Origin of the sequence: Maricurvus nonylphenolicus (assembly GCF_042854845.1) — a bacterium.
In the GTDB taxonomy this organism is placed as follows: domain Bacteria; phylum Pseudomonadota; class Gammaproteobacteria; order Pseudomonadales; family Cellvibrionaceae; genus Maricurvus; species Maricurvus nonylphenolicus.
On record NZ_AP031498.1, the window covers coordinates 1,896,891 to 1,922,603 of the forward strand.

A 25,713-nucleotide genomic window follows, 5' to 3' on the forward strand; every position below is an offset into this window, starting at 1 on the left:
CCTACTGAGCAGGAGTTAACGGTGTCCAGTACAAACGATAAATATCAACTCTATGTTGTTGATCAGTCTTACTATAGCGGTAAATTACACAGCTATTTGCGCTATAGGCAGTTACCCCTTGAGGTAAACGAAATCAGTTTCACCGAGTGGTGGAAAACCGGTTTGCGCAATACCGGCCTTATGAAAGTCCCGTTTTTGCAGTCACCCGATGGCCGTTGGTTGCAGGATTCAACCCCCATTATATTATGGCTGGACCAGCAGTTTCCGGACAGCGGGATTTTACCCGACGACCCTTATCTGCGTTTCTTTTGCTATCTGTTGGAAGACTACGCCGATGAATGGCTTTGGCGCCCGGCTATGCATTATCGCTGGAGTTATTCTGCCGATGCAGCCGTCAACAGCATCCGCTTCAGCCAGAAATTAATCACCCATATCCCAGGGCCTAAGTGGCTTACCGCCTTGATGGCGAAGTGGCGTCAGCGCTCAGAATATGTCAAGCACGATGGGGTTAATAAATCCACGCTCGAACATGTTGAATCCATCTACCTGAATAATTTGCAGTGGATGGAAACGATTCTTGCCAAGCAGCCGTATCTACTGGGGGATAAACCCTGTCTGGTGGATTTCGGTTTTATGGGCCCGATGTTCCGTCATTTCAGCATTGACCCTACACCGGCAAAAATTATGCGCGATAAGGCACCTCATGTGTATCAGTGGGTAGCACGCATGTGGGCGCTGAAGATGGACGATGTGGCCGATGCCAACTGGAATGTCCAACCGGGTCAGTTACCACAAGACTGGTTGCCGTTTGTCAAAGATATCTGTGAGGCGTATCTACCTTATCTGTTGGAAAACGCACGCACCTGTCGTGACGGCAAGAGCTCCTGCAGTTATACCGTTCAGGGCACTAGCTATTCGAAGACACGGACCTACGACTATCGGGTGTGGTGCAGGGAGCAATTGCATAAACGCTTTAACGAATTAACCCCCGAGATTGCAGACAGGGTTAAAGCCACTCTGAAGCACTATGGTGGTTGGGACGCATTTATCACCGATGTCGATATTAGCTCCGGTATGGATGCTGATGACATGGCACCGTTTAGAAAATCTTATCAACCAAGCTTTGGTAAAAAGTTAGTGTCATATTTCTTTGGTACGCCCTGGAATACGTCCAAGCAGTAAAACATCTGATAGCTAAGAGGTAATGTAATGTCAGATTCAGTATCTAAAGCAAAGGTTGAACAAACGCCTACAAATGTTGTGCGTGAGCAGCACGCACTAACTGCTAGTCGTCAGTTAAACGCCGGGGAGGAGCATTGCTATCGCCTATGGCAAACCTACGCCTCACCATACTCCAACAAGGTAATGGCTTACCTGAACTACAAAGGCATTCCCTATAAACGCATTACCGCCAATATGGAAAATATGATGGGGGAAATTGCTGAGCGGGTAGGTAAACCGATTGTGCCTGTGATCATCACACCGGATAACCAGGTGCTGCAGGATTCAACACCGATGCTGGAATGGTTTGAAAGCCAATACCCGCACAATTCAGCTATTCCTGATGATAACCGCTTGGCCTTCATTATGTGGTTAGTGGAAGAATTTGCCGATGAATATATGCGGCGCATTCATATGCATACCCGTTGGGGCAATGAGCTAAACCGCAGTGCCATCAGTCATCGTCTGGCAAGAACGCTGACCTATGCCATGGATGGAGTCAATCCGAAAGACATCGCGCCTTTTATGCTGGAGCGCCAGTCGGGATTTAATGGTGACTTGGGTCTAACAACGCCAGAGGTACGCGCCAGTGTCGAGCGCCAGATGCATGATCTGTTGGCAATCTTTGAGGAGCACTTCCTGCATTACCAGTTTGTCCTGGGGGGTAGGCCATCGCTAGCCGACTTTGCTTTGTATGGTTCTTTAAATGGCCATCTGTTTAACGATCCTTTCTCCGCTGAAATTCTGGAAGTATATGCACCCCGCACTTGTCGTTGGCTCGATACTATTTCTGAGTTAGGGGATACCCGAGGTCATGTAGGTCAAACTGAGTTTGGTGATTGGATTGATCTGGAGCAGAAAACCCCGTCCACCGTGCAGCAGTTGTTAGCCTTTATTGGCAAAACCTATATCCCCTTGGCTAAGGCCACCGCAGCTGCCGAAGCGCAGCAACAGGATTTGTTTGAGGTGAGTATTTACGGACAGACTGCCACCTTTAATGCCTATCCCTACCGGGTGTGGTCTTTCGAACAACTGCAAAACCGTTATCTATCTTTGGCTGATAGTGATCGGGATTTTGTCTGCACGCTACTGACTAAAGCGCAAGTGCTGCCCGCCATGATGGCGGACCCAATTCATCACAACAATTTGTACGATGGTTTCACGCCACCGTTCATTCGTGAAGGTGTTTGTGATGCCCTGGTGAAGCAAGCCAAGTCACAGAATCAATAGAGGTATTTTTATGGACGACTATAAGACAATTACGCTCGACGTAAAAAACAATGTGGCGACGATTACATTAAACCGCCCGCAAAGACTTAATGCGGCGCCACCGCTGATGTTTGAAGAAATTCACGCGGCAGTGAATCAATTGCAGGATTATGGCGCCCGTGCGTTGGTGATCACGGGCGAGGGCCGGGCATTTTGCTCCGGTGCCGATTTGGCCGATGATGCCAAAGACTCAGGCTCAGAAAAGGACGTTCTGGAGCAGTCCTATAATCCCTGTCTGGAAGCGTTACACCAATTGCCAATGCCTGTGATAACCGCAGCCAATGGTTTGGTTGCGGGCATCGGCGTGGGGCTGGCGCTGGTGGCTGATTTTTGTATAGCCGCACGCTCTGCTTATTTCCTGCAAGCCTTTGTCAATGTTGGCTTGATGCCCGATGGTGGCTCTACCTGGATATTACCGCGTTTAGTTGGTTTACAACGGGCCAAGGAACTGATGATGTTAGGCGAGCGCCTGTCGGCAGAGCAGGCAGAGGCGTGGGGCTTGATCTATCGTTGCATCGATGACGATAAAGTACTGACAGAAGCCTACGCGCTGGCAGAACGTTTGGCCCAAGGCCCAACGGTTGCCCTTGGGCAAATGCGTAAAGCCATACATACCGGTTTGCATCTGGATTACACTCAAGGCTTGGCATGTGAAGCTCAGTGTCAAGCGGTTACGGGACAAAGCCAGGATGCCCAGGAAGGTGTTGCGGCGTTTGTTGCCAAGCGTAAAGCCCAATTTACCGGCAGTTAAGGCATTATTTAGAATAAGGTCGCATCCTGTCCACCAAGGTCCATTGCTATACTTGCAGGTAAAGCAATGCATGGCGGGCAGTGTGCGTGAACTTTTCCAAGCCTCTCGGCATCTTGTTGTTATTCTTTATCAGCAGCGTCAATGCCAACACCCTGGTTTTTGCCGAGTTTGAGTATATAAAGCGACTCAACCTGCAAGAGTCGCCCATGATTCAGATCATCCGCTTGGCCCTTAAAGAGCACGGCTATGATATGGAAGTCCGCTATGAGCCTGGTCGCCGGGCTCTTTATGATGCCCTGGCAGGCAACGCTGACGGCTTATTGATGCAGGCCAGCTGGTTACAGGAAGAGTTCCCAACCCTGGTCAGGGTGGAGCAACGTATCAGCCAGATCCCTCTCTACTTTTACGCGTATACAAAAGATAAGCCTTTTGACCTCTCCGTGTGTCACGATGTGGTTGGTATTATCAATGGCTTTGATAAGGCTATCGAGCGCTATGCCCGCCAGCTAGGTTGCACTCGTGAATTGACTCGGGTGGTAGCGAATTACCCCAAACAGCTGCTTAACCTGTTACAAGGTGAGCGTGTGGACTGGGTGCTTGCTCATGTCTTTCTGGAAAAACGGTTTGTACAGTTGTCAGAGCAACCCTTGCATCGCTATGAATCTTCTGCTTTTTACCTCGATATTTATATGTATTTGAATGCCCGGCATGCTGATTTGGCGGAGCCTTTGGCGCTATCCTTAAAGCGCATCCTGCAGGAAGAATCCGGCCTTAGTCCCTATTATCCGGTAAAGTGAGCAACCTCTCCCTTGTAGACTCCTAAAAGCCCTCGCATTTGATGTAAACTGCAGCTAACAGCCCAAGAGAAGGTGGTAGCAGGGTGTTCAAACCCGCAGTTATATTCATTACAGCGCTTTTGCCTTTGGTTTCCGTTGCGCAGGATGTTGCATCATCTGCAGAACAACGGGAGCCTGAAGTCACCCTTGAGCCGCATTTGCACACCGATGGTGACCGTATCTTCTGGGCCAAACCCGGTCTGGAGCCTCTGTTTTTTCCACCTGGGTCAAGGACAGCAGAGCAAGAGCCTGGTTTCGGGGATCTGATTCTGGAGGATCTAGAGGGGCAGTTACCTGGTTATCGCCACCATGAGCTGCGGGCCAATTATGCGCGTTTGATCTCTGAAATTCGTGCGGGCAACCCTGTGTGCGGCATATTACACCGCACCCCAAGGCGGGAAGGTTTTATCGCCTTCAGCAATACGCTCGCGTTTCCGCCTTCTTATAAACTGTATGTAAAGGCAGGCAATAGGCAGGTGTTTGAGAATATCGCCGGTTGGGAAGAGGGGGCCGTCGCCTTTGCTGATGTATTGCAGAGCAAACGCGGTTTACGTATGGCGCATACCGCCAGCCATTCCTACGGCAAAGCCCTGGATGAAGTCCTGGCTCGCTACCACAGTCATCTGGATTTGGTGCGTGGTTATGCCGGACAAAAGTCTTTGGTGAAAATGCTGCTGGCCGGGCGGGTGGATGTGATTATTGAATTCCCCTGGGTAGTTAACCATCATTTAGAGTCATTGGGGATAAGTTCAGACGAGCTCCATAGCATGACCTTAACCGAAGCACCTGCTTACGAGCCTGCCTATATAGGTTGCCCTAAAAATGATTGGGGACTGCACCTGATAGATCATCTCAATCAAATTGAACCGCCATTGCATGAACGCATGAAAAACTATATCGAAATTTGGCTGAAACCGGATGAAGTCGAGGATTACCGTGCCGCTTTTGAAGCCTATTTTGGTGCCACACCTACTGACCCTACACCGGCTGAGGAATCGGTCCCGGAGTAAGGCCTGGAAAATACTAAGACACTACTTGCTACCATAGCTTGTGGCATCTACATCCTTCTGTACATCCCGCTGCCATGATCTAATATAGAGTTTAAGCGGATGTTATTGCAGGGATGCTACTCAGTGGACTATTCCTCCCAGTTTTTTAAGTCAGTGCTAGATTCAATGTCCGAAGAAGTTTCGGTCATTGATCAATTCGGTAACTTTCTTTACGTGAATCATGCTTGGCGCTGTTTTAGTCAAGGCAACGATGGTGCGTCTTCCTGGGCTGATGCCAACTACTTAACCGCCTGTGAAAGAGCCTCTGCCAACGGGGATGATCTTGCTGCTGTTGCTGCTCAGGGAATCCGTTCAGTGATAAACGATCAGCAGGACGAGTTCTATTTAGAATATCCATGCCATTCTTCCGCTGAACAGCGTTGGTTTATGATGAGGGTTACAGCTTTTGCTCATGGAGGGCAGCACTGCTTTGTCATTACGCACAAGAACATCACGGAGCGAAAGTTAGCTGAGGAGGCCGTGCTTGAATTGTCACGCATTGATGGCCTTACCGATATTGCTAATCGTCGCTGCTTTGATGAATTTCTTGAAAGTGAGTACAGGCGCTGTGCCCGATTAAGCATGCCACTCTCGTTAGCGATAATAGATCTGGATCACTTTAAATTACTCAATGATACCTACGGCCATCAGGCCGGTGATGAATGCTTAAGTAAAATCGCAAAGTTATTGAAAGGATTTGCCAAACGACCTTGCGATTTATGTGCCCGATATGGCGGGGAAGAGTTTGTAATAGTATTGGGCAATACAAGCCTGATTCAGGCTGAGGCTATCATGACGCGAATGCTAGAGGCTATACGAGCATTGAGTATCCCCAACGCTCATTCGCCTGTAGAAGATTTCCTTACCGTAAGCGTTGGGTTAAGCACGATTTATCCATCTAAAGACAGTAATGAACATCAGTTGATAGAAGCAGCAGACACGCAATTATACGTCGCCAAAAACGGCGGGCGAAATCAGCTGGCGTCAGCACAATATCTCATTATGGATTAGCGCTTCTACTGATACTCTACCTCGACGCCGGCTTGTTTGTGCTTTTTTATCGGCTCGTGATTCCAGGGCATCCAGGTCTGTGGATAAGTACTCTTTTCTACGATCCCGCTGGGTTATGAACGGAGCAAGGTCTTCAACTATACTCACAGAGCTACTTAACCTCTTAATCAGACCAAGCTGCCTTATGAAGAACTTCCTGGTGTTTGCCTTTCTGTCTGCGATAGGGCTACCGGTTTTTGGCGAATCCTCGGCCGCTATCAATTCGGCCACTATCAATATTGGCATTCCGGGTGGCCATCCTCCCTGGTTATATCGGGATGAAAATACGAGTGAACTTAAAGGCGTAGCCTTCCAATTCCTGGATAAGCTGTTTGCTGGCACTGGCTTGAGCCCGGAAATACACGAACATGAGAACTTTGTTCGTCTTGCCGCCGAAGTTATCAAAGGGACGGTTGATGCAGGCCCTTTCATATTCGATGACAAGGAAAAAGCAGTCGATTATCCCCAGGTTTCCTGTGCTGAATTGTCCTATGGTAGAAATACTTCCTACCTCTATGCACTAGAAAAAAGCGAGATATCACCTGTAGATGATATAGCCAAGTTGTACCACTTGAAGATAGCCACAACCCGAGTCATTGACACTCACCGCTATATGCCAGGCTTCCCTAAAAACAACATTACCTTGCACCGCAATCCGGATGACGCGTTAAAAATGATAATTAGTGGGCGCTCTGACATGACTATTATTGCACCGCAAACCGCAGCATTTTGGAAAAAAAGGCAAGGTATAGCATTAAAGCCCATTGCTAAAGTCGTCGACTTTGAATTACGGCTTTGTTTTTCCCATGCCAGTTTAGGCAAAGATCGCGCAGGTTCATACGCCAAAAAAATCAACGCAAATATTGCAGGTTTGATAAAAGCGTCTGAGCGGCAGCGACAGTGATGCTGCTAATCAAGTACAGCGTTCAAACCGTCTGTGCCTAACCTGTTAGCCCCCCTCGGAGCCGTATTGGCTGGATAAATCCCTGTCATCTAAACTCTAAAAGAGCTTAACCACAGAGTAACCACCTTGCTGCAACTTCTAAAGCGGATTTATAACTACTGGGCTGTTAATAGTGTAGGCGTGGCTGCCTTGCTATGTGTGCTGTTGCATACAGGTTCAACCCAGGCCGTTACAGAAGCATCGACGTCAGAAGCGCCACAACCCATTAGTCAAGATGCCAAAATTATCTATTGGGTCAAACCGGCCTTCGAGCCCTTGTACATTGCCGCTGGCCCCTTGCGGGATCGCGGTGCCGGGGATTTGGTCATTGCTGATTTGGAGCGCCACCTGCCGCAATACGATCACCGGGTTATGAGGGCTAACTATATACGTTTGATGGGGGAGCTGCGGCGCGGACATAACGTGTGTGCGATTTTGCATTACACCCCTGAGCGTGAAACCTATACCCATTACAGTGATATGTTGTTGCTTATTCCCTCCTACCAGATCTACAGCAGTGTTGGATCCATCGATAAGCTCAAACATCACCAGGGCTGGCTTGAAGGCAATCTTGGGTTTGAGCCGTTATTGGCAAACAGCCCCAAGCTTCGCATGGCCTTAACGCCGGGGCATTCCTATGGCAAAGAGCGTGACAATATCATTGGTAGATACCGGGAGCAGTTGAATATCGTGAGAGGTTATGCCGGGCATGAAACCCTGCTAAAAATGCTAATGGCCATGCGCCTGGATGTTATTTTGGAATTACCCTGGGTGATCAACCATTATCAGAAGCAGTTTGGTATTGATCCTGCTCAATTGCATAAAGTCACTCTTAACGATGTGCCAGCGTTTGAACCTGTCTATATTGTCTGCCCTAAAAATCCATGGGGTAAAGCCGTGGTTACCGCGGTAAACGGCATAGAGCCGTCTATCAGTGGAATGGTTCGGCATTATATAGAGGACTGGCTTAAGCCCGAGGAAATTATTGAGTACCGTAAAGCGAACAGTATTATTTTTCCCGAAAGTTTTCCCGATACAATTCAAGAGTAACAGCATCTAACAGGATTTTACTGTTATTTACTTTGCGCTTTTTTCTCGTATTCCAAATAGTCTTTAACCGAAAAGCAAAGTTCTTCGTCCGGCATGGTCGGTGGCGGTATCCGAATAAGTGAAGAAAATACCTTGGTTTTATAGCGTTTGGCTGATTCCTGCAGAGTAGCCTGGGTACGGGGTGTTGCCCACTGCTTCATAAAACTTGTACACAAAGGTATCGCGGCGTCCTGTAGTGACGCTTTGGAAAAAATAAACTGGGTAATGGTTTTGCCTAATTGGAGTTTTGTGACAAACCGGGCTTGTAATCCTTCCTGCCAATAATTTGCGATAATTGGCCCCGTAATGGCCATATCAATACGGCCGGTCACTAAAGATTTAAATAACTGCTCGGGATTATTAAAGTAACTGGTTTTGGGGTCGCCAGGCGTTTTGGCTTCATGTTTTATACCGCGTATACGCACACCGCCTAAATGATACTTACCCAGGTCGGTGGGCGTGTTAATAACTATGTCGTTATCTTCTCGTGCGTAAAGGTTTAGCGGTGTAACAAGAATAGGTTGTGAAATAATGACTTTGTCGGTTGGCGGGAATGTTGCCCGTCCGGGGATACGAATTAAAAACATTACATCCAGTTTACCCGCCAGTAATTCGGGGATGGCTCGGGCATAGGGACGAATAACGACCTGAAATTCGGCACCAGAAGGCAACACTGCTTCCTTAAGCATATCCACCAGCAAGCCTCTGTAGCTGTCACCCTGTTTTACGACAAAGGGCTCTGAGTGATCTAACAGGGCGACTTTGATAATACGTGGTTCTTGTGGTGTGTTTTGGTCAGCCATTGCGGTTAGACTGCCAAGCGTAAACAACATCAATAACATACGTGCTATATATCGGGAGGTTGCTGAGGTATATCGCTGTGGCATAGATAGACGACGCTCACGGTGTAAACTACGTACCTTACAGTGTAGCCGAGAGCGCTTTACCTGGTAGGTAGTTGCCACGCGGAGTGAGCTTTCTTATGGTTAAGCACCGCTTTTGCATTACAAGGAATGTCATATGATCAAGCTATTTATCTTTCCGGCCGCTTTTGGCCTGCGCAACGTCAGCCCCTTTTGTTTAAAGGTGGAAATGGCCCTTAAGCACCTGAACCTGGATTTTGATCTGGTCGAGTTGAGTGATCCACGCCAATCCCCAAAAGGTAAGTTGCCGTTCATTGAAATTGACGGGCAGCGCATAGCCGACTCCGAGATCATCTTCGAATATCTGGACCAAAAGACCAGCGGCGGTTTATTCGGCGATCTAAGCGAAGAAGAAAAAGCCCGCGGCACGGCCTTTACCCGCCTGGCCGAAGACCACCTGTACTGGCTGATGGTAGCCAGCCGCTGGATTGATGATGGCTGGTGGCCCAATGTGAAAGAGGGTTTTTTTGGCAGTATGCCTTTCCCGCTTAAACAGCTGGTATGTTTCGTAGCCCGCCGCCAGGTTACCCAAACCTATAACCTCCACGGCCTGGGAAAGCATACCTTTGCAGAGCAGAAGGACTTCGCGCGCCGTGATTTGGCGGCCATCAATGCCGCCGTTAGTGTTAATCCTTATTTGCTAGGCGACAAACTGACGGCCTTTGACTTCACCGTCGCCTCCCTGCTGGCCGGTATACTGGATAACAAGCCTGATGCCTGGATAACCCCCATCGCCCGTGAGTTTCAGCCCCTGATGGAATATACCGAGCGGGTGCAGCAGCAGGTTGGAGTTTTCTGTCGGGTTTAAGTTGCCGCTTTCTTTGTGTAGGGGTATACCCCTATAATAATGCGAAAGCATTAATTCAGTATGTAAGAAGGCGACAATGAATATCTCTGGAAGTGTGATTGCAATTACCGGCGGAGCCCAGGGCCTGGGCCTGGAAACCGCGTTATACCTGGCCGCCCGTGGCGCCCAACTGGCTCTGATCGACCTGGACCAAAGCAAATTGGATGAGGCGGTAGCCCAGTGTAAAGAGGTAGCACAAGCCGATGCGGTCATTTGCAGCTATGTCGCCAACGTCGCCGAAGAATCCCAGGTAGAAGACATATTTGCCCAGATCATGGCCGATTTCGGTAACCTGCACGGCCTGGTCAATAACGCTGGCATCACCCGCGATGCCATGCTGATCAAAGCCCGCAATGGTGTGATAGAAAAACGCATGAGCCTGCAGCAGTGGCAGTCAGTAATGGATGTAAACCTTACCGGTGTATTCCTCTGCGGCCGGGAAGCGGCCACCAAAATGGTAGAGCAGGGCACTGAAGGGGTGATTATCAATATCGCCAGTATCTCCAAGGCTGGCAATATGGGCCAAACCAACTACTCGGCGGCCAAAGCGGGCGTTGAAGCCATGAGCGTTACCTGGGCCAAAGAACTGGCTCGCTACGGCATCCGCAGCGCTGCTGTCGCCCCAGGTTTTATGGAAACCGAAATGGTATCCAGCATGAAACCCGAAGCCCTGCAGATGATGACCAAACAAATCCCACTGCAACGCCTGGGCAAACCTTCCCATATCGCCCAAACCATCGCCTTTATTCTGGAGAACGACTATATCTCCGGGCGCACCATCGAGGTGGATGCAGGGCTGAGAATCTAGCTCGCCATACCCGCGAAAGCGGGTATCCACTGACGTTAGATCAAAGAAGATCGAAACCCCTGCCTAGTCGAGAATCAGCGTAACCTGAGCCAAACCACCGTCTTCACGGGCAGCCGGTTTGGCACAACAAAGCAACACTTCATCCTCTGCCAGTAAGGATACATCGGCTCCTGCTTGCACCACGCGGCCATCACGCAACCTGGTTTTACAGGCTCCACACTGGCCGCTGCGACAACCGTATTCCGGCGTAAAGCCGTGGGCTTCGGCAAATTCCAACAGGTTGCCATCGGCGGGGGACCATTGCTGCTCAACCGTAGCCCCGGACTCTGCATCGATGAAATTAATCACAGCCTGTTCGGCTTCGGGCTCATCGACAGGTTCGAGTTCTGTTAACTGCTCCCGGTCGCGCTTGAGAGATGCAGGGCCAAATTCTTCGGCCTGTATGCGACGATCCGTTACGCCTAGCTCGCGCAGCAGGTCATACATGGATTGCATAAACGCTGGTGGACCACACAAGTAAAACTCATAGTCATCCATCGGCAGAACCGACTGCAAGAGCTCTTTGTTTATCCGGCCGTGGTAGTAATGTTCATTGTGACTGCCATTGGCCGGAAACGCCTGGGGCTGACTCAGGGCCCAGTGAACCTCGATGTTGCCTGCCGATTGTTGCTGCAGTTGTTGCAGTTCTTTATAGAAGGCTCGTTGTTGGGTATCGCGGGCAGCATTAATCAGGGTAATGGAGCGCGAATTACGGGTACGTACCATTTCATAAAAGCCGTGGCGGGCCATGGATACCATGGGCGTAATGCCCACACCGGCGGCCAGCATAACCACAGGGCGCTCACTGTCATGGTTCCAGTGGAAAGATCCGTTCGGTGCCTTGATCTGTATATGGTCACCGGTTTTGATATTGTCGTGTAAAAAACCGCTGACGAGGTTTTCACGTTTGACGCTGATGCGGTAAAAATCATCGGCAGGTGCACTGGATACGGTATAGGTACGTATCTGGTCCTGGCCGTCGACATTAACGCTTAGCGATAAAAATTGCCCGGCTTCAAAGTGGGCAATACCGCCTTCGTTGGGGCGTAAATAAAATGATTTAATGGTGCTACTTTCATTCTGCACCTTGATGACTTCTGCGCTTAACCACTGATTACGCAAGCGCTCACTGGTAGCGATTTGATCGGCTTCGGCCCAGCTACCGGTCAGTAAGGAATTGGGCGAGTAATCGTTAAAGCTCCAGCGCAGTGGCAGTGAATTTCGCAGGCGACGGGCCTGGGTTAACTCAAAACGCCACAGGCGCTCGGCGCCTTTAAAGTGATTCGTTTCATCTGAATCGGGTAGCAGTTCAGCCTTACCGGTGAGCGTAAGCAAGTCGCCGTTGTCAAAATCGATAAACAGCAATCCGGCTTTACCGGTCTCCTGAATATTGCCCAGGGTATTAAAGTGATTGTTGCCCAGGTAATCGGGAATCGTCAGTGTGCGCTTATTATCCAAACGAACAAAACCAGGCTTGCCGCCGCGGTGGGAAACATCGGCCCCGTTACTGGCCGCACTTGGGTTGTGTTTATCCACATAGTAACTGGCGACAAAAAACGTATCGGCCTGTTGGATAAAAGCGATGGCTTCTTCATCCAGTTCGGTGAGGTTTTCTGTAATAGCTGCTGGCATAGTAGCCGGATCCAGCATGTGTACATCGCGGCTTTGAATATACTGCGGGCAGTTACCAAAACATTGGTCTACTTTCAGAGTGAAACCTGCTTGATCGCGTTCAACCACATGTGCGGCCATGCGGTTGCGTCGCCGGGTGGGTAGCTCAATGCCCATTAAGCCAATGTGAAGTTTATCAACGTTCTTGCCAGTAAGAGCGTCCGCGAGCGGATCACCTTCTAGCGGTTTGCAGTCAAAACGTAAATGGGTGTCATCCACCGCGTGCATAAAACGCGCGTCTTTGTGCGGAGCTGGTGCATGCAGGATGGAGGCCCAGGGCCAGCCATCCTGATCAACATGAGCCGCTAATACAAACGGAAGTTGGCTGTAAAACGCCTGATGTTGTTCCGGCATAAAGGGGCGAATCACCCGGCGCCCAAAACGCTCCATGTTGTCTCGCACACCCATACGGGTTTGCAGGGCTTGCTCGCCCGCATGAAAAGGCGAGTTGTCGTGTTGAGTGGACGTGCTCATGGTGATGCCCCTTATTAACTTCAAGTGTATTAAACGATCAGTGCCGATGCGACCATAACGATGCCCGCAACACCGGCAAACCAGGCCAGGGTACGAACCCAGGGAATGCCTGCGATATAAACCAGAGCGTGAACCACACGGGCAATTAAAAAGATTTCAGCCCCCAGTGCACTGGTATCGTTACCCAGGTTAAGCACCTGAACCGTTAAGGCGATAGGTGCAAAAATGGCGATGGCTTCAATCAAATTACGTATGGCACGGTTAAGGCGGTCATTAGCGCCATTCCAGGGCGCAATATCGTGCTGGTTGCCTGCGGCGGTGGGTAACCCCAGCACCAGCACATTGCGGGTGCCTTGAATTAAAGTCAGGGTTAACAACAGGGCGCCGGTGGCGGCCAACGCTAAAATTTCGATAGGCATGATAAAAATCTCCAGAGGTTAAGGTTTTGTTTACGCGGCCAATCCGACGGCCGTTTTTTGCATTGCTACAAAGTGCGGCAAGGCTTCTATGTTGGTAAGCCAGCGACGCACTTGTGGATATTCCTGTAGCGATACATCACCTTCCGGGGCGTGGGCGATATAGGCGTAGTTGGCAATATCAGCAATGGTGGGGTGAGCACCTACCAGCCAGTCGCGGCCGAGTAGGTGTTCATCCAGTACAGAGAGCACTGCATGCGCAGTGGTAATGGCTAGCTGGTGGTCCAGGCCAGCACCAAACACATTCACTAATCGAGCTGCTGCGGGGCCATAGGCAATTTTTCCGGCAGCCAGTGACAGAAATTTCTGCACCTCGGCGTACTCGGTATCATCAGCCGGCAGCCAGTGGCCTTTACGGTCGTACTTGCGTGCCAGGTACACCAGAATGGCGTTGGAATCCGACAGGGTGATCTCGCCGTCTTCCAGTACCGGCACTTGGCCAAAACGGTTCTTGGCCAAAAATTCCGGTTGCTTGTGTGCACCGTTGGCCAAATCAACATCAACGATAGTGGCCTCCAGATTCAGCAGCGATAGCAGTGCTTCCACACGGTGTGAGTGGCCTGAGAGAGGGTGACGGTAAAGCGTGATAGTAGACATGGTTTTTCCTCGGGGTTGGGGGTGATAGGGTTTAAGCGGTTCGCTTTTTCAACTCGCCGAGCTGATCCAACAGCAACAAATCATCAAAGCCGCCTATGCTGCGTCCATTAATAAACACCTGTGGAAAGGTGCGGCCCTTTGTGCGTGCCTGCATCTCGCTCAACAGGTGAGGCTGCACGTACACATCGTGCTCATCAAAGTTCAGTCCGCGGCTATGCAGTAAACGCTTGGCGTGCATGCAGTAACCACAGCCGGGGCGGGTATAGATTTCAATATGTGCCATGGGTAAATCCGTTAGCGGTGAGTTGATGGGCTCAGTATCCGGATTTACCTTGCATTGATAAACGGGGTTTGTGTTGAATGATTGTCAATGATATGTTGACTTTTGATTTGAGAGAGATGGCAGGCGAATGGACACTCTTGATGGCTTAAAAACCGTAGTCGCGGTGGTTGAAACCGGCTCATTCACCAATGCGGCCGAGCGCCTGGGATGGTCGAAAGCCCTGGTGAGCAAGTATGTGGGCGAGGTAGAAAAGCAGCTGGGCACCCGCTTGTTTAACCGCTCCACCCGCAAACAATCCCTCACCGAAGCTGGTCAACGTTACTATGAGCGGGCCTTGCCGCTGTTGGAAGAATTTAGCGAGCTGGAAGACAGTGTTACCGGCGAGAGCACCCGCCCGCAGGGCCAGATCCGCATTAGCACACCGGTGACTTTTGGGGAGATGATCCTGGCACCACGCCTGCCAGCGTTCCAGCAAGACTACCCCGAGGTTACCGTTGACCTGCAACTCACCGACCGCAAAATCGATATGCTGGAAGAGGGGATAGACCTGGTGATCCGCATAGGCGGGGTGGATGATTCACGCCTGATCGCCCGCCAAATTACCAGTGTGCCACTGTACCTGTGCGCTTCACCCGACTACCTAAAGCAACACGGCGAACCCCAAACTCCAGAAGATATTGCCAAACACCAGTGCATAATTGACAGCAATTTTCGTATTGGTAAACAGTGGCCAGTGTTATCGCCCGATGGGCAAAGTTACTCGATAGAAGTGAGTTCAAAAGTGGCCGTCAACAGCCCGCGCGCGGTGAAATCCATCGCCGTGGCCGGCGGAGGTATTGGGTTGATTCCCAACTTTATTGTTACAGAAGAGCTTAACAACGGCAGCCTGCAGCAGTTGCTGCCAGACCACACCACCCTGGAATTTGGCATGTTCGCCATCTACCCGCACCGACGTTACTTGTCGAAGAAGGTGCGGTGTTTTATTGAGTTTGTGCAGCGGGAATTTGTGGCAGGCTTGGCTTAACCTATGCCTGCATGTGTTAAGCCATTAGGCCGCTCTGTTATCAACCAAAGACAATACCGAGGATACACTGAAACAACTCTGGTCAACTGCTTGGGATGAATACCAGCAGTTAACTCAAAAGCTGAGTGCTGAGTTGGACAAGTTGCAACAGGTGAGCGGTTAGTGTCGAAGCCTAAATGTTTCAGCCATTTTGCCCAGCTTAAACATAATGCTGTTATCGCGAGCTAGTTTATGGGCATCCGGTGCCAAGATGCCCATCAGTAAGAAATTGTTGGAATCGATACAGCCTTGGCAATAAATTAAGTGGGAATCGCTGGTTTTGTTGTATTGGAGTTTGCCTGGTTTCCACGGGTTATCACCATCAGTTAGGTGAATGTGCCGGACTTCTTCAGACTTAATGATGGGTAATGTAAAAGGATGATCGTAGAGCTCATCACGGCCAAAGGTATCGGGAAGATGACGACGTGTTTTATAGGTTCTGAAATCTTCAACTAACCCTGAAAGCTCCTGCTCGGTCAGTTGCTGAATAATCATCCTTGATTTAAATATTCGCATTATTCCTGAAAATCACCCAGCTCTTCGTCAGTGGCTTTACTGAGTAATTCATTACCCAGACGTGTGATTTCATCCAGGCGAGCCTTTGAGGGCCTGAAGTTGGCGGCAATGGCAGGGGAGCTTTGCGCCATAATCTCAATCATCTGCTCGTAAAGCGCAGCGCTGATCAAATAGCCCGCTGGCTTATTGTTAGCCAGCACGGCGACAGGCTCATCTTTAAAGTACTGATTGGGATTCTTGCGTAGCTCTGTAATCGAAACCGTTTGTTCGGCCAGGATTGCTTGTGTGGTCATGGGGACACCTCAAAAAACTAGGCGCACTATTATGTACGTAATTGTGTACATAATAGTGCTTGATTGAGGCTTGGTCAATAAGTAGTCAGTTGGGTGCCAATGTTACAGGTTGGATCAATGCCTAACACTCTTCGCCTTGGCATACGCATTCAGCGACGGAATAATCGCCGCAATACTGGATGCCACAATAATAATGCCCACCAGATACAGGCTGCTTTCAGAGAAGATACTCATACTGATATGCAGGCCAAATTCACTGACCAGCACATCCTTGGCGATAAGCAGGCACAGTGACAGCAGGCCTGCGCCTAGCAGCACACTGCATGCAGCAATTAGCAGCGCTTCCAGTTCAATCAGCAAAAACAGGAAACTCGGTGGTGCGCCAACGACGCGCAGGAGCTGGATTTCCCGTTCGCGCTCGCGGATGGATGACAGCTGCATAGCACTTAAGCCCAGTAGCGAGGAGGCAAACACCAAAATGGAAATCAGCAGCAGGGTGTTTTCCAGAATACCCATCATTTGCCACAGCTCGGACAGGGCCACACCGGGCAGGATAGCCATCAGGGGTTCCTTGCGATAGTTATTGATATTGCGCTGGACATGGAAGGTGGCCATGCGTGAGGTTAAGCCCACCATCAGTGCGGTAACGCTAGCGGGGTGCAGCTCCTTTTCCAGTTGTTCCAGCTCTTCACGTGACGGTTGCTGCCCCGGAATTTTTACGCCCTGTTTCCAACCGACATGAATGGCCTCAATGCCAGCCAGACTGACGTGCAGGGTTTGGTCTACCGGGGTGCCGGTGGGTTTTAAAATACCGGTGACGGCAAAGGGCAAATCATCGTGCAGGCTAAAGCTGGTGCTGGCAATGCCGTGGGCCAATACCAGATTATCGCCCAGTGAGTAGCCCAGTTTTTTGGCAACATCGGAGCCGATCACCACATCAAACATGCCTTCGAAGGGCTTGCCCGCTTTAAACGCCAGCGGGTGTTGTTGGCCGTAACTGAAGTGCTCAAAATATTCCTGCGTGGTGCCCATCACCCGGTAGCCTTTGTGGGAGTCCCCCAGGGTAATAGGGATGGCCCATTTCACTTTCGGGTTATTGGCAATGTCCTGGTAAGAGTCCCAATCAATATTGTTGGTGGGCGAGCCAATGCGAAACACCGAATACAACAACAGGTTCAGGCTGCCGGTGCGTGAGCCGACAATCAAATCCATGCCCGATACCGTATTGGCAAAGCTGCTTTTGGCCTGGTGGCGGATATGCTCCACACCCAATAACACAAACACACTGACCGTCATGGCCATCAGGGTGAGTAATACGGAGCCTTTGCGATTCAGTAAACTTTTCAGTGCCAGTTTGGAGAACATTACGCGGCCTCCACTGCACGGTTAATGTTGGAAAGCTCTTCTGTACGGCTGAAGTAACGCGACAAGCTCATATCGTGGCTGACAAACACCAGCGTGGTGTTGTGCTCGGTGACCATCGTCATCAGCAGCGCCATAAAACTATCGCGGTTCTGTTCATCCAGTGACGAGGTGGGCTCATCGGCAATCAGTAATTCCGGTTTGTTAATCAACGCCCGTGCAATGGCCACTCGCTGCTGTTGGCCCACACTCAGGTGAGTGGTGGGCTTTTGCCTGTCAACTTCGGAAATATTCAGTTCACTTAACAATGCGGCAATCTCTTGCGCCAAGCCCGCGACGTGCTTTTGTGGCGAGAAGTGCGCAGCCAGCTCAATATTTTCCACCGCATTTAAATAGGGAATCAGGTTGAACTGCTGAAACACATAACCAATATGGTTAGCGCGGAACTTATCGCGCTGCTGTGGGCTCATGGTATCCAGGCGCTGGTCGAGGATGGATAACTCACCACCGAGCGGCTTGGCCATACCACTTAACAGGTTCAGCAAGGTGGATTTACCGCTGCCCGAGGGGCCGTGAACAAAAAACTGCTCCTTGGCGGCCACAGACCACTGGGGTATGTCGAGTACAATGTTATCGGGGCTGTCGGGGTAGGCGTAACGAACGTTGCTGAGGCTAATAGTCATAGTGCAAAAAAGCGTAAATCCCTGTTAGATTAATTGTTATTCACAAGCGTTAGAATGTATCATTTTGACGTTCAGGCTAACATCCTTGTGTTTTAACTAAGACCTATCATCCATGAATAAATTTCATCAATTTTCATTCGCTGTTGTAGCGACTTTACTACTCAGTGCCTGTGGCAAAGACGACGCCACCACCCAGGCTAATGCCAGCGTGGCTGAATCAACCGTTGCGACAGCTCAGGCAGCAACAGCCCAGGATGACCTGATCATTCACGATGCCCCAGCCGGTGACCCTACCAAACCAGACCAGGAATTCCGCGAACTGGAGTGGGACGAGCTGATTCCCAAAAGCGTGCTGGAAGTTCTGATGAACCCGCCCAGCTACGTCACCGATGTGGAAGACGGTTCACTGGAAGACCAAATCAGCAGCCAGATCAAAAGCGCCTTTGATGGCCAGCCAGAGGATCTGTATCAGCAAGCACTGGTATCAACCGAAGTGGTGTCTGAGTTGAACAACCAGGCCATTAAAATCCCCGGCTTTATCGTGCCACTGGAATTTGATGACGACCAAACCATCACCCAATTCTTCCTGGTCCCGTTTTTTGGTGCCTGTATTCACGTACCGCCACCACCACCCAACCAGATCATTTTTGTTAAATACCCGCAGGGCCTAAAGCTAAGCGCCTTGTATGACCCATTCTGGATTTACGGTGACCTAAAAACCGAAATAACCGAAAACGACATGGCCACCGCCGCCTACTCCATCGACATGCAATACTACGAAGCCTACGGCGGCTAAAGACGTTACACAGAACCTACTATCCTGCCATCCCCGCGAAAGCGGGGAGAGCCTGCCCCGCGAGCAAAGCGAGTGCTTTGGGTATCCAGTGAATTACGCGAGATCTACATTAACGTCACCCCTGCGTAGGCAGGGGTCCAGTGTCCTTAAAACCTCACTTCAACTTCATAACACTCTTCTCAGCACTCAACTCCACAGCCCCCTGACCCGTAGCCGACACCCACATAGCATCAATCTTCTCCAGCTTCGGAAACTGCTTAAACAACCCAGTATCAACCTGCTCCAACTTACTCAGATTTTCACAATGGTAGTGATAATTAGCCGTCACCTCACTGTGCGTTTCAGACTTGTGCTCATCATGGTGCTCATCGTCATGATGCTCATCAGAGTGAGACGCCTTAGCATGTGAATCATGCTCGTCTTCATGCTTATCATGATGATCATCGTGCTTATCGTGATGATCGTCGTCATGCTTATCATGATGATCCTTATGCTCGTCGTGATGGTCATCACCATGATCATCGTGGTCAGCCCCCGGCAACACCACAACCACCTTCTCCAACTCACACGCCGCACCCGAGAAGGTAAACATACCCGCAGCCTTCAACGCATCCGCCGCCTGCTTCTCAATCCGCTTTTCTTCCTCAGTCGCAGCCTTGTACTCAAAACCAATAATATTGGCCGCCGGGGACTCCAGCACAATTTCCACATCACTGCCTTCCAGCGCCATAGTCAGGGCAGCTTCACCGTGCACATGGGCACCGTGGGAGGTGTGCTGGTCGTCATCATGCCCGTCAGCGGCAAAGGCACCGGCAGAACCCAGCAGGGCCAACGTGCTTACCAATAAGAAGCGTTTCTTGTTAAAGCGATTATTATTCATCGGGAATATTCCGTGTTTGGTGTTAATTAGAAAAATCCAGCGTCAGTAACAGGCGGCGCTCATCAGTAGTCACCGCCGGCGAGCGGTGCACCAGGCCCGCCTCTTCATTGCCTTCCCACAAAGAGCCTTTTAACAAGGCTACATCACCTGCAGTCAGCTGGCGAATATCGTCCGGGCCTTGAATAAGGCCAGACTCTTCATCCGGCAGCCCGTCACTACCATGGCCCAGCTTGGAGCGATCAACCACCTCATGGGGCAACCATTGGGTAGCCACACCCTGGTAGGTAGTGACCAAACGGCAGGGCACCCGATCAAAATGAAAACGCGGGCACATAGCGGCATCCAGCGCCGTTATACGCAGTCCAGCGCGATCCAGCTCAAACAAGAAGCAGAACATATCCACCAGCTGGGCAATATCCTCGCTAAGCACATGGGCGCAAGGCGCATCACCCAACGAGTCACGCACACTCTGATAAGCACTCTCGGGCGAAACCGTCATCGAGATCTCCACCCGCTTGGTATTGCTCAAATACTCCGCAATCGACTGCTGCAGGGCAGGGCTAATCGTGCGCTGCCAAACAGCGATATTGGTATTGGGCTGAAAGATCTCGGTAAATACCGTTGGGTCATCACCTTCAGCGGCAATGTGCTCGGCAGCAAGTTCAGGGGCTTGGGCTAACATGGCGGGGTAGGGCTCACGGGTAGTAATGTCTTGTAATGTTATAATATTACATATTTGGGCAGGCTTAAAAGTGGAGTCTGTGTTAATTATTGTTATGTCTGTGAACATACAAAAGGCCATGACCGAAGCCCCTATGTAAGGTAGCTGCAAACATGGCCTTATTGGTCTCGATCTGTAGGTGTGTATCTATATCACGTTTAATCTGAGACCAACTCAGCCCCTTTGTCATTGCCTATCTGCGTAGTCGAACCAGCCTGAACCCCCAGCGACCCATAACGCCGCGGCTCAGTAGCCAAAGCCCCACGCTCATCCCTGCGCTGCCAACGGAAAAACGCCTCAACCCAACCCAGTAACCCTTCCGGCTTGCGGGCCTTCTTCCATTCCCCGGCGGCGTATTTGTTCATCTCGGCCAGGGTAGGATAGATGTGAATAGTGCCCAGGATTTTGTTCAAACCAATCTTGTGTTTCATGGCCATCACATACTCGGCGATTAAATCACCGGCCTGTTCTCCAACAATGGTTGCGCCCAGAATTTTATCGCTACCGGCGGCGGTTAATACCTTCACAAAACCGTGTGCCTCTTCATCGGCAATGGCGCGATCGAGTTCGGCTACATCAAAACGGGTGACCTCGTAATTGATGCCCTGTTGTTTGGCTTCCTGTTCGTTAATCCCCACACGAGCCACTTCCGGTTCGGTAAAGGTTGCCCAGGGAATCACCGAATAATCCACCTTAAACTTTTTGAACTTGCCAAACAGCGCATTCACCGCCGCGTACCAGGCCTGATGCGCCGAGGTATGGGTAAACTGATAAGGCCCCACCACATCACCCACCGCATAAATATTCGGGTAGCGGGTTTGCAGGTACTCATTGACCGCCAGGGTGCCGTTGGCATTGGTTTCTATACCAAGCTCTTCAAGGCCAAAACCACTGGTGTTAGCCGCACGGCCTACCGCAACCAGCACTTCATCAAACGGGATCTCGACGGTTTTATCCTTGCTTTGGCTGCAGAGGTTTTCACAGATCAACACCTTCTCACCATCGCGCACCACAAACTCCAGCGCGCGGTGGTTAAGGCGCACATCAACACCTTCATTCACAAAGCGCTGCTGTACCGCCAGGGATACATCTTCGTCTTCCTTGGTCATCAGCCGTGGCAGCATTTCTACCTGGGTGACTTTACTGCCCAGGCGCGCAAAGCTTTGGGTAAGCTCACAACCAATAGGCCCGCCACCCAACACAATCAAACGCTTGGGCTGCTGCTGTAAATTCCACACATTATCGGAGGTGAGGTAATCAATGTGTTCGATACCTTTAATGGGCGGCACAAACGGACGTGCCCCGGTCGCCACCACAATATTACGCGCGGTAATGGTGTGGCCGTTAACCTCCACGGTATAAGGCGAGGTAATTTTACCTTCACCCTGTACCACATTAACGCCAAGGCCGGTGTAGCGCTCGATAGAATCGTGCGGCTCGATGGTTTGCACCACACGCTGCACCCGTTGCATCACATCGGCAAAATCAAACTCCACATTGGCCGCGCGAAAACCCAAATCCGCCGAGCGGTTTACATCGGCCATAAACTTGCCGGAGCGAATTAACGCCTTGGAGGGCACACAACCGGTATTCAGGCAATCGCCACCCATCTGGTGTTTTTCAATCAGGGTGACCTTGGCTTTTACCATGGCGGCAATATAGGCAGTCACCAAACCGCCGGAGCCTGCGCCCAGTACCACCAGGTCTTCATCAAACTGTTTGGGCTTGGGGTAAGCCTTGTACACCTGGCGGCGCTTAACCATCTCCATCGCACGTTTGGCCAACAGCGGGAACAGCCCCAGCAACACAAACGAACCCATCAGCTGTGGCGACAAAATGCCACTGAGTGAATCAATATTGGCAATTTGCGTACCCGCATTCACATACACTGCCGTGCCCGCCAGCATGCCAACCTGGCTAACCCAGAAGAAGGTACGCGCCGGCATATTGGTTAAACCCATCACCAGGTTAATCACAAAAAACGGCACCACCGGCACCAGGCGCAGGGTAAATAAATAGAGCGCGCCTTCTTTTTCAATACCGGCGTTAACGGTTTTAAAGGCATCGGCAAAACGCTGCTGAATAGAGTCCCGCAGCAAGGTGCGCGACACCAACATAGCCAGGGTTGCGCCCAACGTTGAAGCAAAAGACACCAGAACCAAACCTTCCAGCAAACCAAACAGCGCCCCGGCCACCAGCGTCATTAACGCCGCCCCCGGAATCGACAGCGCCGTCACCGCCACATAAATCACAAAAAACAGCGCCAGGCTGGCGATATGGTTGGCCGCGACATAGTTGTTAATCTCGGCCTGCTGGGCTTTGAAATACGACAGATTCAAGTACTGGCCCACATCAAGGTAGTAGGCCGCGGCCAAGGCACAGGCCAGCGCAGTCAGTAATAACAGCTTCTTAGGGTTCATTCCGGTGTTCCTTGTTTGGCTTACAGATCAGATTATTGCTGAGAGTACAACTGACGGAAGGCCTCATAACGCTTGCGGTTAACCCCCATATCCGAATACCCCGCACGGGACTGGGAGCGGAAGTGCACCAGCTTGGCCTCGGTATCCAGGTAAACCTCCACATCATCGCGATACCGCATCGTCGGGCTGGTAAATACGCTGTAGGTATACCCATTTTCCTGTACCTGAATCTCGTTATTGCCCAGCTCGGCCAGCGCGTTATTCACCGCCTGCTGGGTAGCTTCCACCGTGGCTTTAAAGGGCAGGGCCTCAACTTTTTTGTCGGCCTGCTCGGTTTGGCTGGATACCGCATTGGGTTTGTCTGGCATAGGCGCCAGTTGGCCTTCAGTCAGCCCCAGATGGGTGGGGGGGTTCAGGTTTTGGAAGGTCAGCAGGGCGGCGAAGGCGATGCTTAGGGTGAGTAGGGTTAGGGAAGTCATCTTCATTGGGGGTCCTATACAGCGTGGATATTGTAATTGTGCAAAATAATGTTGTGTACAATTTAATGGTTATGAAAGAGGCTGTCAACTTTAGGAGTCCTGCGTTTTGCCCCCCATTTTTGGACTCACCTCCAAAAATGCCTGATTTACGTCAATACCCTCGAAAACCAACTATGAACACCCAGTCATCGACAGGTTTTCGCTATTGAAAGTTGGTACCTTGGTAGTTAAAGTTAATCCTTTAGTGTGAGCTCTATCACAAGAAGTGATGAGTAACCGGATAGCAACACTCGCCAAGGATAAAGGATGTAATGGCCGAGCAACCCTGCCCATTTTGCGATATCAGTCGGGACCCCTGCAATCCCAGGCTTCTAGCGGCAAACGACTACGCATTTGTCATTGCCGATGGCTTCCCCGTCACTGACGGCCATACCCTAATTATCTCAAAGCGCCATGTAGGCTTATTGAATTCTTATCAGTATTGGAAAGAGCGTAATGAAGATACAGCTGCTCTAGACTCGATTCAGGATATAGCAGCCCAGTCACTGAGTGACCAGTCCGATAGTTTTAAGGTTCTTGGTGAGTTTGTGGCGGTTATATAGGTGGTCAATTAATGTCTTCTGAGTTGGTGGTTGTCAGTGCTGCGTTTGAGCATGTTAAGCAACTTGATGAGCTTTATGGTGATGCTATTCCGTCTGCAGTTATTGAGCAGGGTTTTAATTTAAATGGTGAAACCGTTCTATTGATGAATCGTGCTGCAGGGATATTTAAACCGCGGCAAATGAGTAGTGGCGTGTTGAGTATTAAAACTACGATTCCTCGGAAAGGGGCTGGTATTAATATCTATAATGATCAGCTGACAGATGATGGTTACTATCAATACTCATTACAGAAGGGAGACCCTCGCGGAGGCCGAAATAAGTGTTTGTGGCAAGCTTATGAAAGTAAGCAGCCTTTTGTTTATTTTCATGCTATTGCCCCGGCTGTTTATAAGGCTCTATGGCCTTGTTTTATTGAGGATATCCACCCGGATGGGGGGTATGCAAAAATTCTAGTTGGTATTGCCCAACAAAATGACAAGAACTCTATAGTTGAATACAAACTGCCAGATGCTATCGAGAGTCGTTATATGGTGCGAGAGACAAAGGTTCGCTTGCATCAGTCGTCATTTCGGGCGGCTGTTTTAGACGTGTATAAGAATCGTTGTGCTGTTACCGGTATGGCACAGCCTCGACTTATTGATGCTGCTCATATCGTTCCGGATTCTCAGGTGTACGGAAAGCAGCTTGTGAATAACGGGATTGCTTTAAGTAATCTTCATCACCGTGCATTTGATCGTAACCTTCTCGGCATTGATGGGGATTATCGTATTCATATTTCTAGTGAAATAAAAGAGCATCTGCCTAATGGATTTGTTGATAAGGCGTTTTTAGCTTGCGATAAGCAGATTTTAAACTTGCCTTCATGTAAAGATTATTATCCGAATAGGGAATCCTTAGCTGAGAAGTTTGAAAGGTTTCGTCGAAAGTGATTTGGGGCATTTTAAAGTTAAGGGCATGCATCAGTGTAATCGAAAGCTAATGGGTGAAGATGAGCTAAATTATTTAGAGATTTAGTTGTATTGGCTCATGCTTGATTCGATATTAAAGCGCGTGAGAATACTATGTAATCTGGCGGTAAATAACCCTAAGCGGTCATTCAGGTTATGAGGAGCTTGATGCCAGAATGCTCATCTGCCCCCACTAATTAAGTTGTTTTGCATGTGGTGACTGTATTTGGCACCTAGTAGCCCATTTATCGCCTTTTTTTGTTTAAAACAAGTAATCCCTTGACCGGAATACCTTGGTTAGCTAATTTAGCTAAATTAGCAAAGAGCCACATCATTAATGGTTAATAAATGACACATTTAGCTATTTTCGAGTCGATTCGCGAGGCGTTAGATAACGCACAGCGTAATCAATACACCACCGAACTACACCTGCAGATGATCAAGCATGCAGACTCCTTAAAAGACATTACGGCCAAGGAGTTCTGCGAGGGGGTTGGCTTAAAGCCAAGTTTTGGTACTGAATTTAGTAAGATGCGAAATCTGACTCAGCGGCTGAAGGCGGCTGGATTGAATGTGAGCGAAATCTGAATAAAAAGAAGAATGTTAGTATTGGCCAACATGGCTT

General features: G+C 50.0%; 28 protein-coding genes. 15 read left to right on the forward strand and 13 right to left on the reverse strand.

From position 1 onward, the window contains the following. Positions 1-21 precede the first annotated feature (21 nt). The 8 genes from ACGHZ6_RS08125 (at position 22) to ACGHZ6_RS08160 (ending at position 8,169) form a co-directional block, all read left to right on the forward strand. The gene (locus tag ACGHZ6_RS08125; protein WP_390618331.1) at positions 22-1,182 is read left to right on the forward strand and encodes a glutathione S-transferase family protein; all 1,161 of its coding nucleotides are present in this window, start codon (positions 22-24) and stop codon (positions 1,180-1,182) included. A gap of 27 nt (positions 1,183-1,209) precedes the next feature. After that, entirely contained in the window at positions 1,210-2,451 is a 1,242-nt protein-coding gene (locus ACGHZ6_RS08130) for a glutathione S-transferase family protein (protein WP_390618332.1), read from the forward strand. A gap of 10 nt (positions 2,452-2,461) precedes the next feature. Then, entirely contained in the window at positions 2,462-3,241 is a 780-nt protein-coding gene (locus tag ACGHZ6_RS08135) for an enoyl-CoA hydratase-related protein (protein WP_390618333.1), read from the forward strand. 86 nt (positions 3,242-3,327) lie between these two features. Further along, positions 3,328-4,038 carry a hypothetical protein gene (locus tag ACGHZ6_RS08140; RefSeq protein WP_390618334.1) on the forward strand — a complete coding sequence of 237 codons (711 nt, stop codon included), beginning with the start codon at positions 3,328-3,330 and terminating at the stop codon, positions 4,036-4,038. Positions 4,039-4,121: 83 nt separating this feature from the next. Beyond that, the gene (locus tag ACGHZ6_RS08145) at positions 4,122-5,087 is read left to right on the forward strand and encodes a hypothetical protein (protein WP_390618335.1); all 966 of its coding nucleotides are present in this window, start codon (positions 4,122-4,124) and stop codon (positions 5,085-5,087) included. Between the two features lie 165 nt (positions 5,088-5,252). Next, the gene (locus tag ACGHZ6_RS08150; RefSeq protein ID WP_390618336.1) at positions 5,253-6,137 is read left to right on the forward strand and encodes a GGDEF domain-containing protein; all 885 of its coding nucleotides are present in this window, start codon (positions 5,253-5,255) and stop codon (positions 6,135-6,137) included. Between the two features lie 184 nt (positions 6,138-6,321). Continuing rightward, entirely contained in the window at positions 6,322-7,080 is a 759-nt protein-coding gene (locus tag ACGHZ6_RS08155; RefSeq protein WP_390618337.1) for a substrate-binding periplasmic protein, read from the forward strand. A 180-nt stretch (positions 7,081-7,260) separates the two neighbouring features. Continuing rightward, a complete protein-coding gene (locus ACGHZ6_RS08160; RefSeq protein WP_390618338.1) occupies positions 7,261-8,169 on the forward strand; it encodes a hypothetical protein in 909 nt (302 codons plus the stop codon). A 23-nt stretch (positions 8,170-8,192) separates the two neighbouring features. Here ACGHZ6_RS08160 and ACGHZ6_RS08165 read toward each other — a convergent pair whose 3' ends face one another. Further along, positions 8,193-9,011: a substrate-binding periplasmic protein gene (locus tag ACGHZ6_RS08165; protein WP_390618339.1), complete on the reverse strand. Its 819-nt coding sequence runs from the start codon at positions 9,009-9,011 to the stop codon at positions 8,193-8,195. 217 nt (positions 9,012-9,228) lie between these two features. Between ACGHZ6_RS08165 and ACGHZ6_RS08170 the strand changes: the two genes are divergently transcribed. Further along, positions 9,229-9,939, forward strand: coding sequence for a glutathione S-transferase family protein (locus ACGHZ6_RS08170; RefSeq protein WP_390618340.1), 711 nt, complete (start codon positions 9,229-9,231; stop codon positions 9,937-9,939). A gap of 76 nt (positions 9,940-10,015) precedes the next feature. Then, entirely contained in the window at positions 10,016-10,786 is a 771-nt protein-coding gene (locus ACGHZ6_RS08175; protein WP_390618341.1) for an SDR family oxidoreductase, read from the forward strand. A 63-nt stretch (positions 10,787-10,849) separates the two neighbouring features. On the opposite strand, the gene ACGHZ6_RS08180 is transcribed toward ACGHZ6_RS08175, so the two are convergent. From ACGHZ6_RS08180 to grxC, 4 genes are read right to left on the reverse strand one after another with little or no spacing between them, the layout of a single operon-like run. Beyond that, positions 10,850-12,970, reverse strand: a complete 2,121-nt coding sequence (locus ACGHZ6_RS08180; protein ID WP_390618342.1) for a pyridoxamine 5'-phosphate oxidase family protein — start codon at positions 12,968-12,970, stop codon at positions 10,850-10,852. Between the two features lie 29 nt (positions 12,971-12,999). After that, positions 13,000-13,389: an MAPEG family protein gene (locus tag ACGHZ6_RS08185; RefSeq protein ID WP_390618343.1), complete on the reverse strand. Its 390-nt coding sequence runs from the start codon at positions 13,387-13,389 to the stop codon at positions 13,000-13,002. A gap of 30 nt (positions 13,390-13,419) precedes the next feature. Next, positions 13,420-14,043, reverse strand: coding sequence for a glutathione S-transferase family protein (locus tag ACGHZ6_RS08190; protein WP_390618344.1), 624 nt, complete (start codon positions 14,041-14,043; stop codon positions 13,420-13,422). A gap of 31 nt (positions 14,044-14,074) precedes the next feature. Next, positions 14,075-14,326 (reverse strand): glutaredoxin 3, encoded by a 252-nt coding sequence (gene grxC, locus ACGHZ6_RS08195; protein ID WP_390618345.1) that lies wholly within the window; start codon positions 14,324-14,326, stop codon positions 14,075-14,077. Positions 14,327-14,453: 127 nt separating this feature from the next. Here grxC and ACGHZ6_RS08200 point away from each other — a divergent pair, with 127 nt between their 5' ends. Then, a complete protein-coding gene (locus tag ACGHZ6_RS08200; protein ID WP_390618346.1) occupies positions 14,454-15,350 on the forward strand; it encodes a LysR substrate-binding domain-containing protein in 897 nt (298 codons plus the stop codon). Positions 15,351-15,509: 159 nt separating this feature from the next. Here ACGHZ6_RS08200 and ACGHZ6_RS08205 read toward each other — a convergent pair whose 3' ends face one another. The 4 genes from ACGHZ6_RS08205 to ACGHZ6_RS08220 form a co-directional block, all read right to left on the reverse strand. After that, positions 15,510-15,905: a type II toxin-antitoxin system YafO family toxin gene (locus ACGHZ6_RS08205; protein WP_390618347.1), complete on the reverse strand. Its 396-nt coding sequence runs from the start codon at positions 15,903-15,905 to the stop codon at positions 15,510-15,512. Further along, positions 15,905-16,198 carry a type I toxin-antitoxin system antitoxin YafN gene (gene yafN / locus ACGHZ6_RS08210; RefSeq protein ID WP_390618348.1) on the reverse strand — a complete coding sequence of 98 codons (294 nt, stop codon included), beginning with the start codon at positions 16,196-16,198 and terminating at the stop codon, positions 15,905-15,907. Before yafN ends, ACGHZ6_RS08205 begins: the two co-directional genes overlap by 1 nt. Before the next feature lie 114 nt (positions 16,199-16,312). Next, on the reverse strand, positions 16,313-17,563 hold the full coding sequence (locus tag ACGHZ6_RS08215; protein ID WP_390618349.1) for an ABC transporter permease: 1,251 nt from the start codon (positions 17,561-17,563) through the stop codon (positions 16,313-16,315). Then, positions 17,563-18,243, reverse strand: coding sequence for an ABC transporter ATP-binding protein (locus ACGHZ6_RS08220; protein ID WP_390618350.1), 681 nt, complete (start codon positions 18,241-18,243; stop codon positions 17,563-17,565). The genes ACGHZ6_RS08215 and ACGHZ6_RS08220 overlap by 1 nt, the downstream gene beginning before the upstream one ends. 112 nt (positions 18,244-18,355) lie before the next feature. On the opposite strand from ACGHZ6_RS08220, the gene ACGHZ6_RS08225 reads away from it, so the two are divergent. Continuing rightward, positions 18,356-19,039: a DUF3299 domain-containing protein gene (locus ACGHZ6_RS08225; protein WP_390618351.1), complete on the forward strand. Its 684-nt coding sequence runs from the start codon at positions 18,356-18,358 to the stop codon at positions 19,037-19,039. 154 nt (positions 19,040-19,193) lie between these two features. On the opposite strand, the gene ACGHZ6_RS08230 is transcribed toward ACGHZ6_RS08225, so the two are convergent. The 4 genes from ACGHZ6_RS08230 to ACGHZ6_RS08245 all read right to left on the reverse strand — a co-directional run bounded on the left by ACGHZ6_RS08230 (position 19,194) and on the right by ACGHZ6_RS08245 (position 23,545). Then, positions 19,194-19,919, reverse strand: a complete 726-nt coding sequence (locus ACGHZ6_RS08230; RefSeq protein WP_390618352.1) for a DUF2796 domain-containing protein — start codon at positions 19,917-19,919, stop codon at positions 19,194-19,196. 22 nt (positions 19,920-19,941) lie between these two features. Then, positions 19,942-20,601, reverse strand: a complete 660-nt coding sequence (locus ACGHZ6_RS08235) for a DUF1826 domain-containing protein (protein WP_390618353.1) — start codon at positions 20,599-20,601, stop codon at positions 19,942-19,944. 197 nt (positions 20,602-20,798) lie between these two features. Beyond that, the gene (lpdA, locus tag ACGHZ6_RS08240; RefSeq protein WP_390618354.1) at positions 20,799-23,060 is read right to left on the reverse strand and encodes a dihydrolipoyl dehydrogenase; all 2,262 of its coding nucleotides are present in this window, start codon (positions 23,058-23,060) and stop codon (positions 20,799-20,801) included. 32 nt (positions 23,061-23,092) lie between these two features. Next, positions 23,093-23,545 (reverse strand): DUF1499 domain-containing protein, encoded by a 453-nt coding sequence (locus ACGHZ6_RS08245; protein ID WP_390618355.1) that lies wholly within the window; start codon positions 23,543-23,545, stop codon positions 23,093-23,095. A 305-nt stretch (positions 23,546-23,850) separates the two neighbouring features. Between ACGHZ6_RS08245 and ACGHZ6_RS08250 the strand changes: the two genes are divergently transcribed. The 3 genes from ACGHZ6_RS08250 (at position 23,851) to ACGHZ6_RS08260 (ending at position 25,676) form a co-directional block, all read left to right on the forward strand. After that, on the forward strand, positions 23,851-24,141 hold the full coding sequence (locus ACGHZ6_RS08250; RefSeq protein WP_390618356.1) for an HIT family protein: 291 nt from the start codon (positions 23,851-23,853) through the stop codon (positions 24,139-24,141). Between the two features lie 11 nt (positions 24,142-24,152). Continuing rightward, positions 24,153-25,070: an HNH endonuclease gene (locus tag ACGHZ6_RS08255; protein WP_390618357.1), complete on the forward strand. Its 918-nt coding sequence runs from the start codon at positions 24,153-24,155 to the stop codon at positions 25,068-25,070. 366 nt (positions 25,071-25,436) lie between these two features. Further along, positions 25,437-25,676, forward strand: a complete 240-nt coding sequence (locus ACGHZ6_RS08260) for a transcription factor (RefSeq protein WP_390618358.1) — start codon at positions 25,437-25,439, stop codon at positions 25,674-25,676. Positions 25,677-25,713 lie beyond the last annotated feature (37 nt).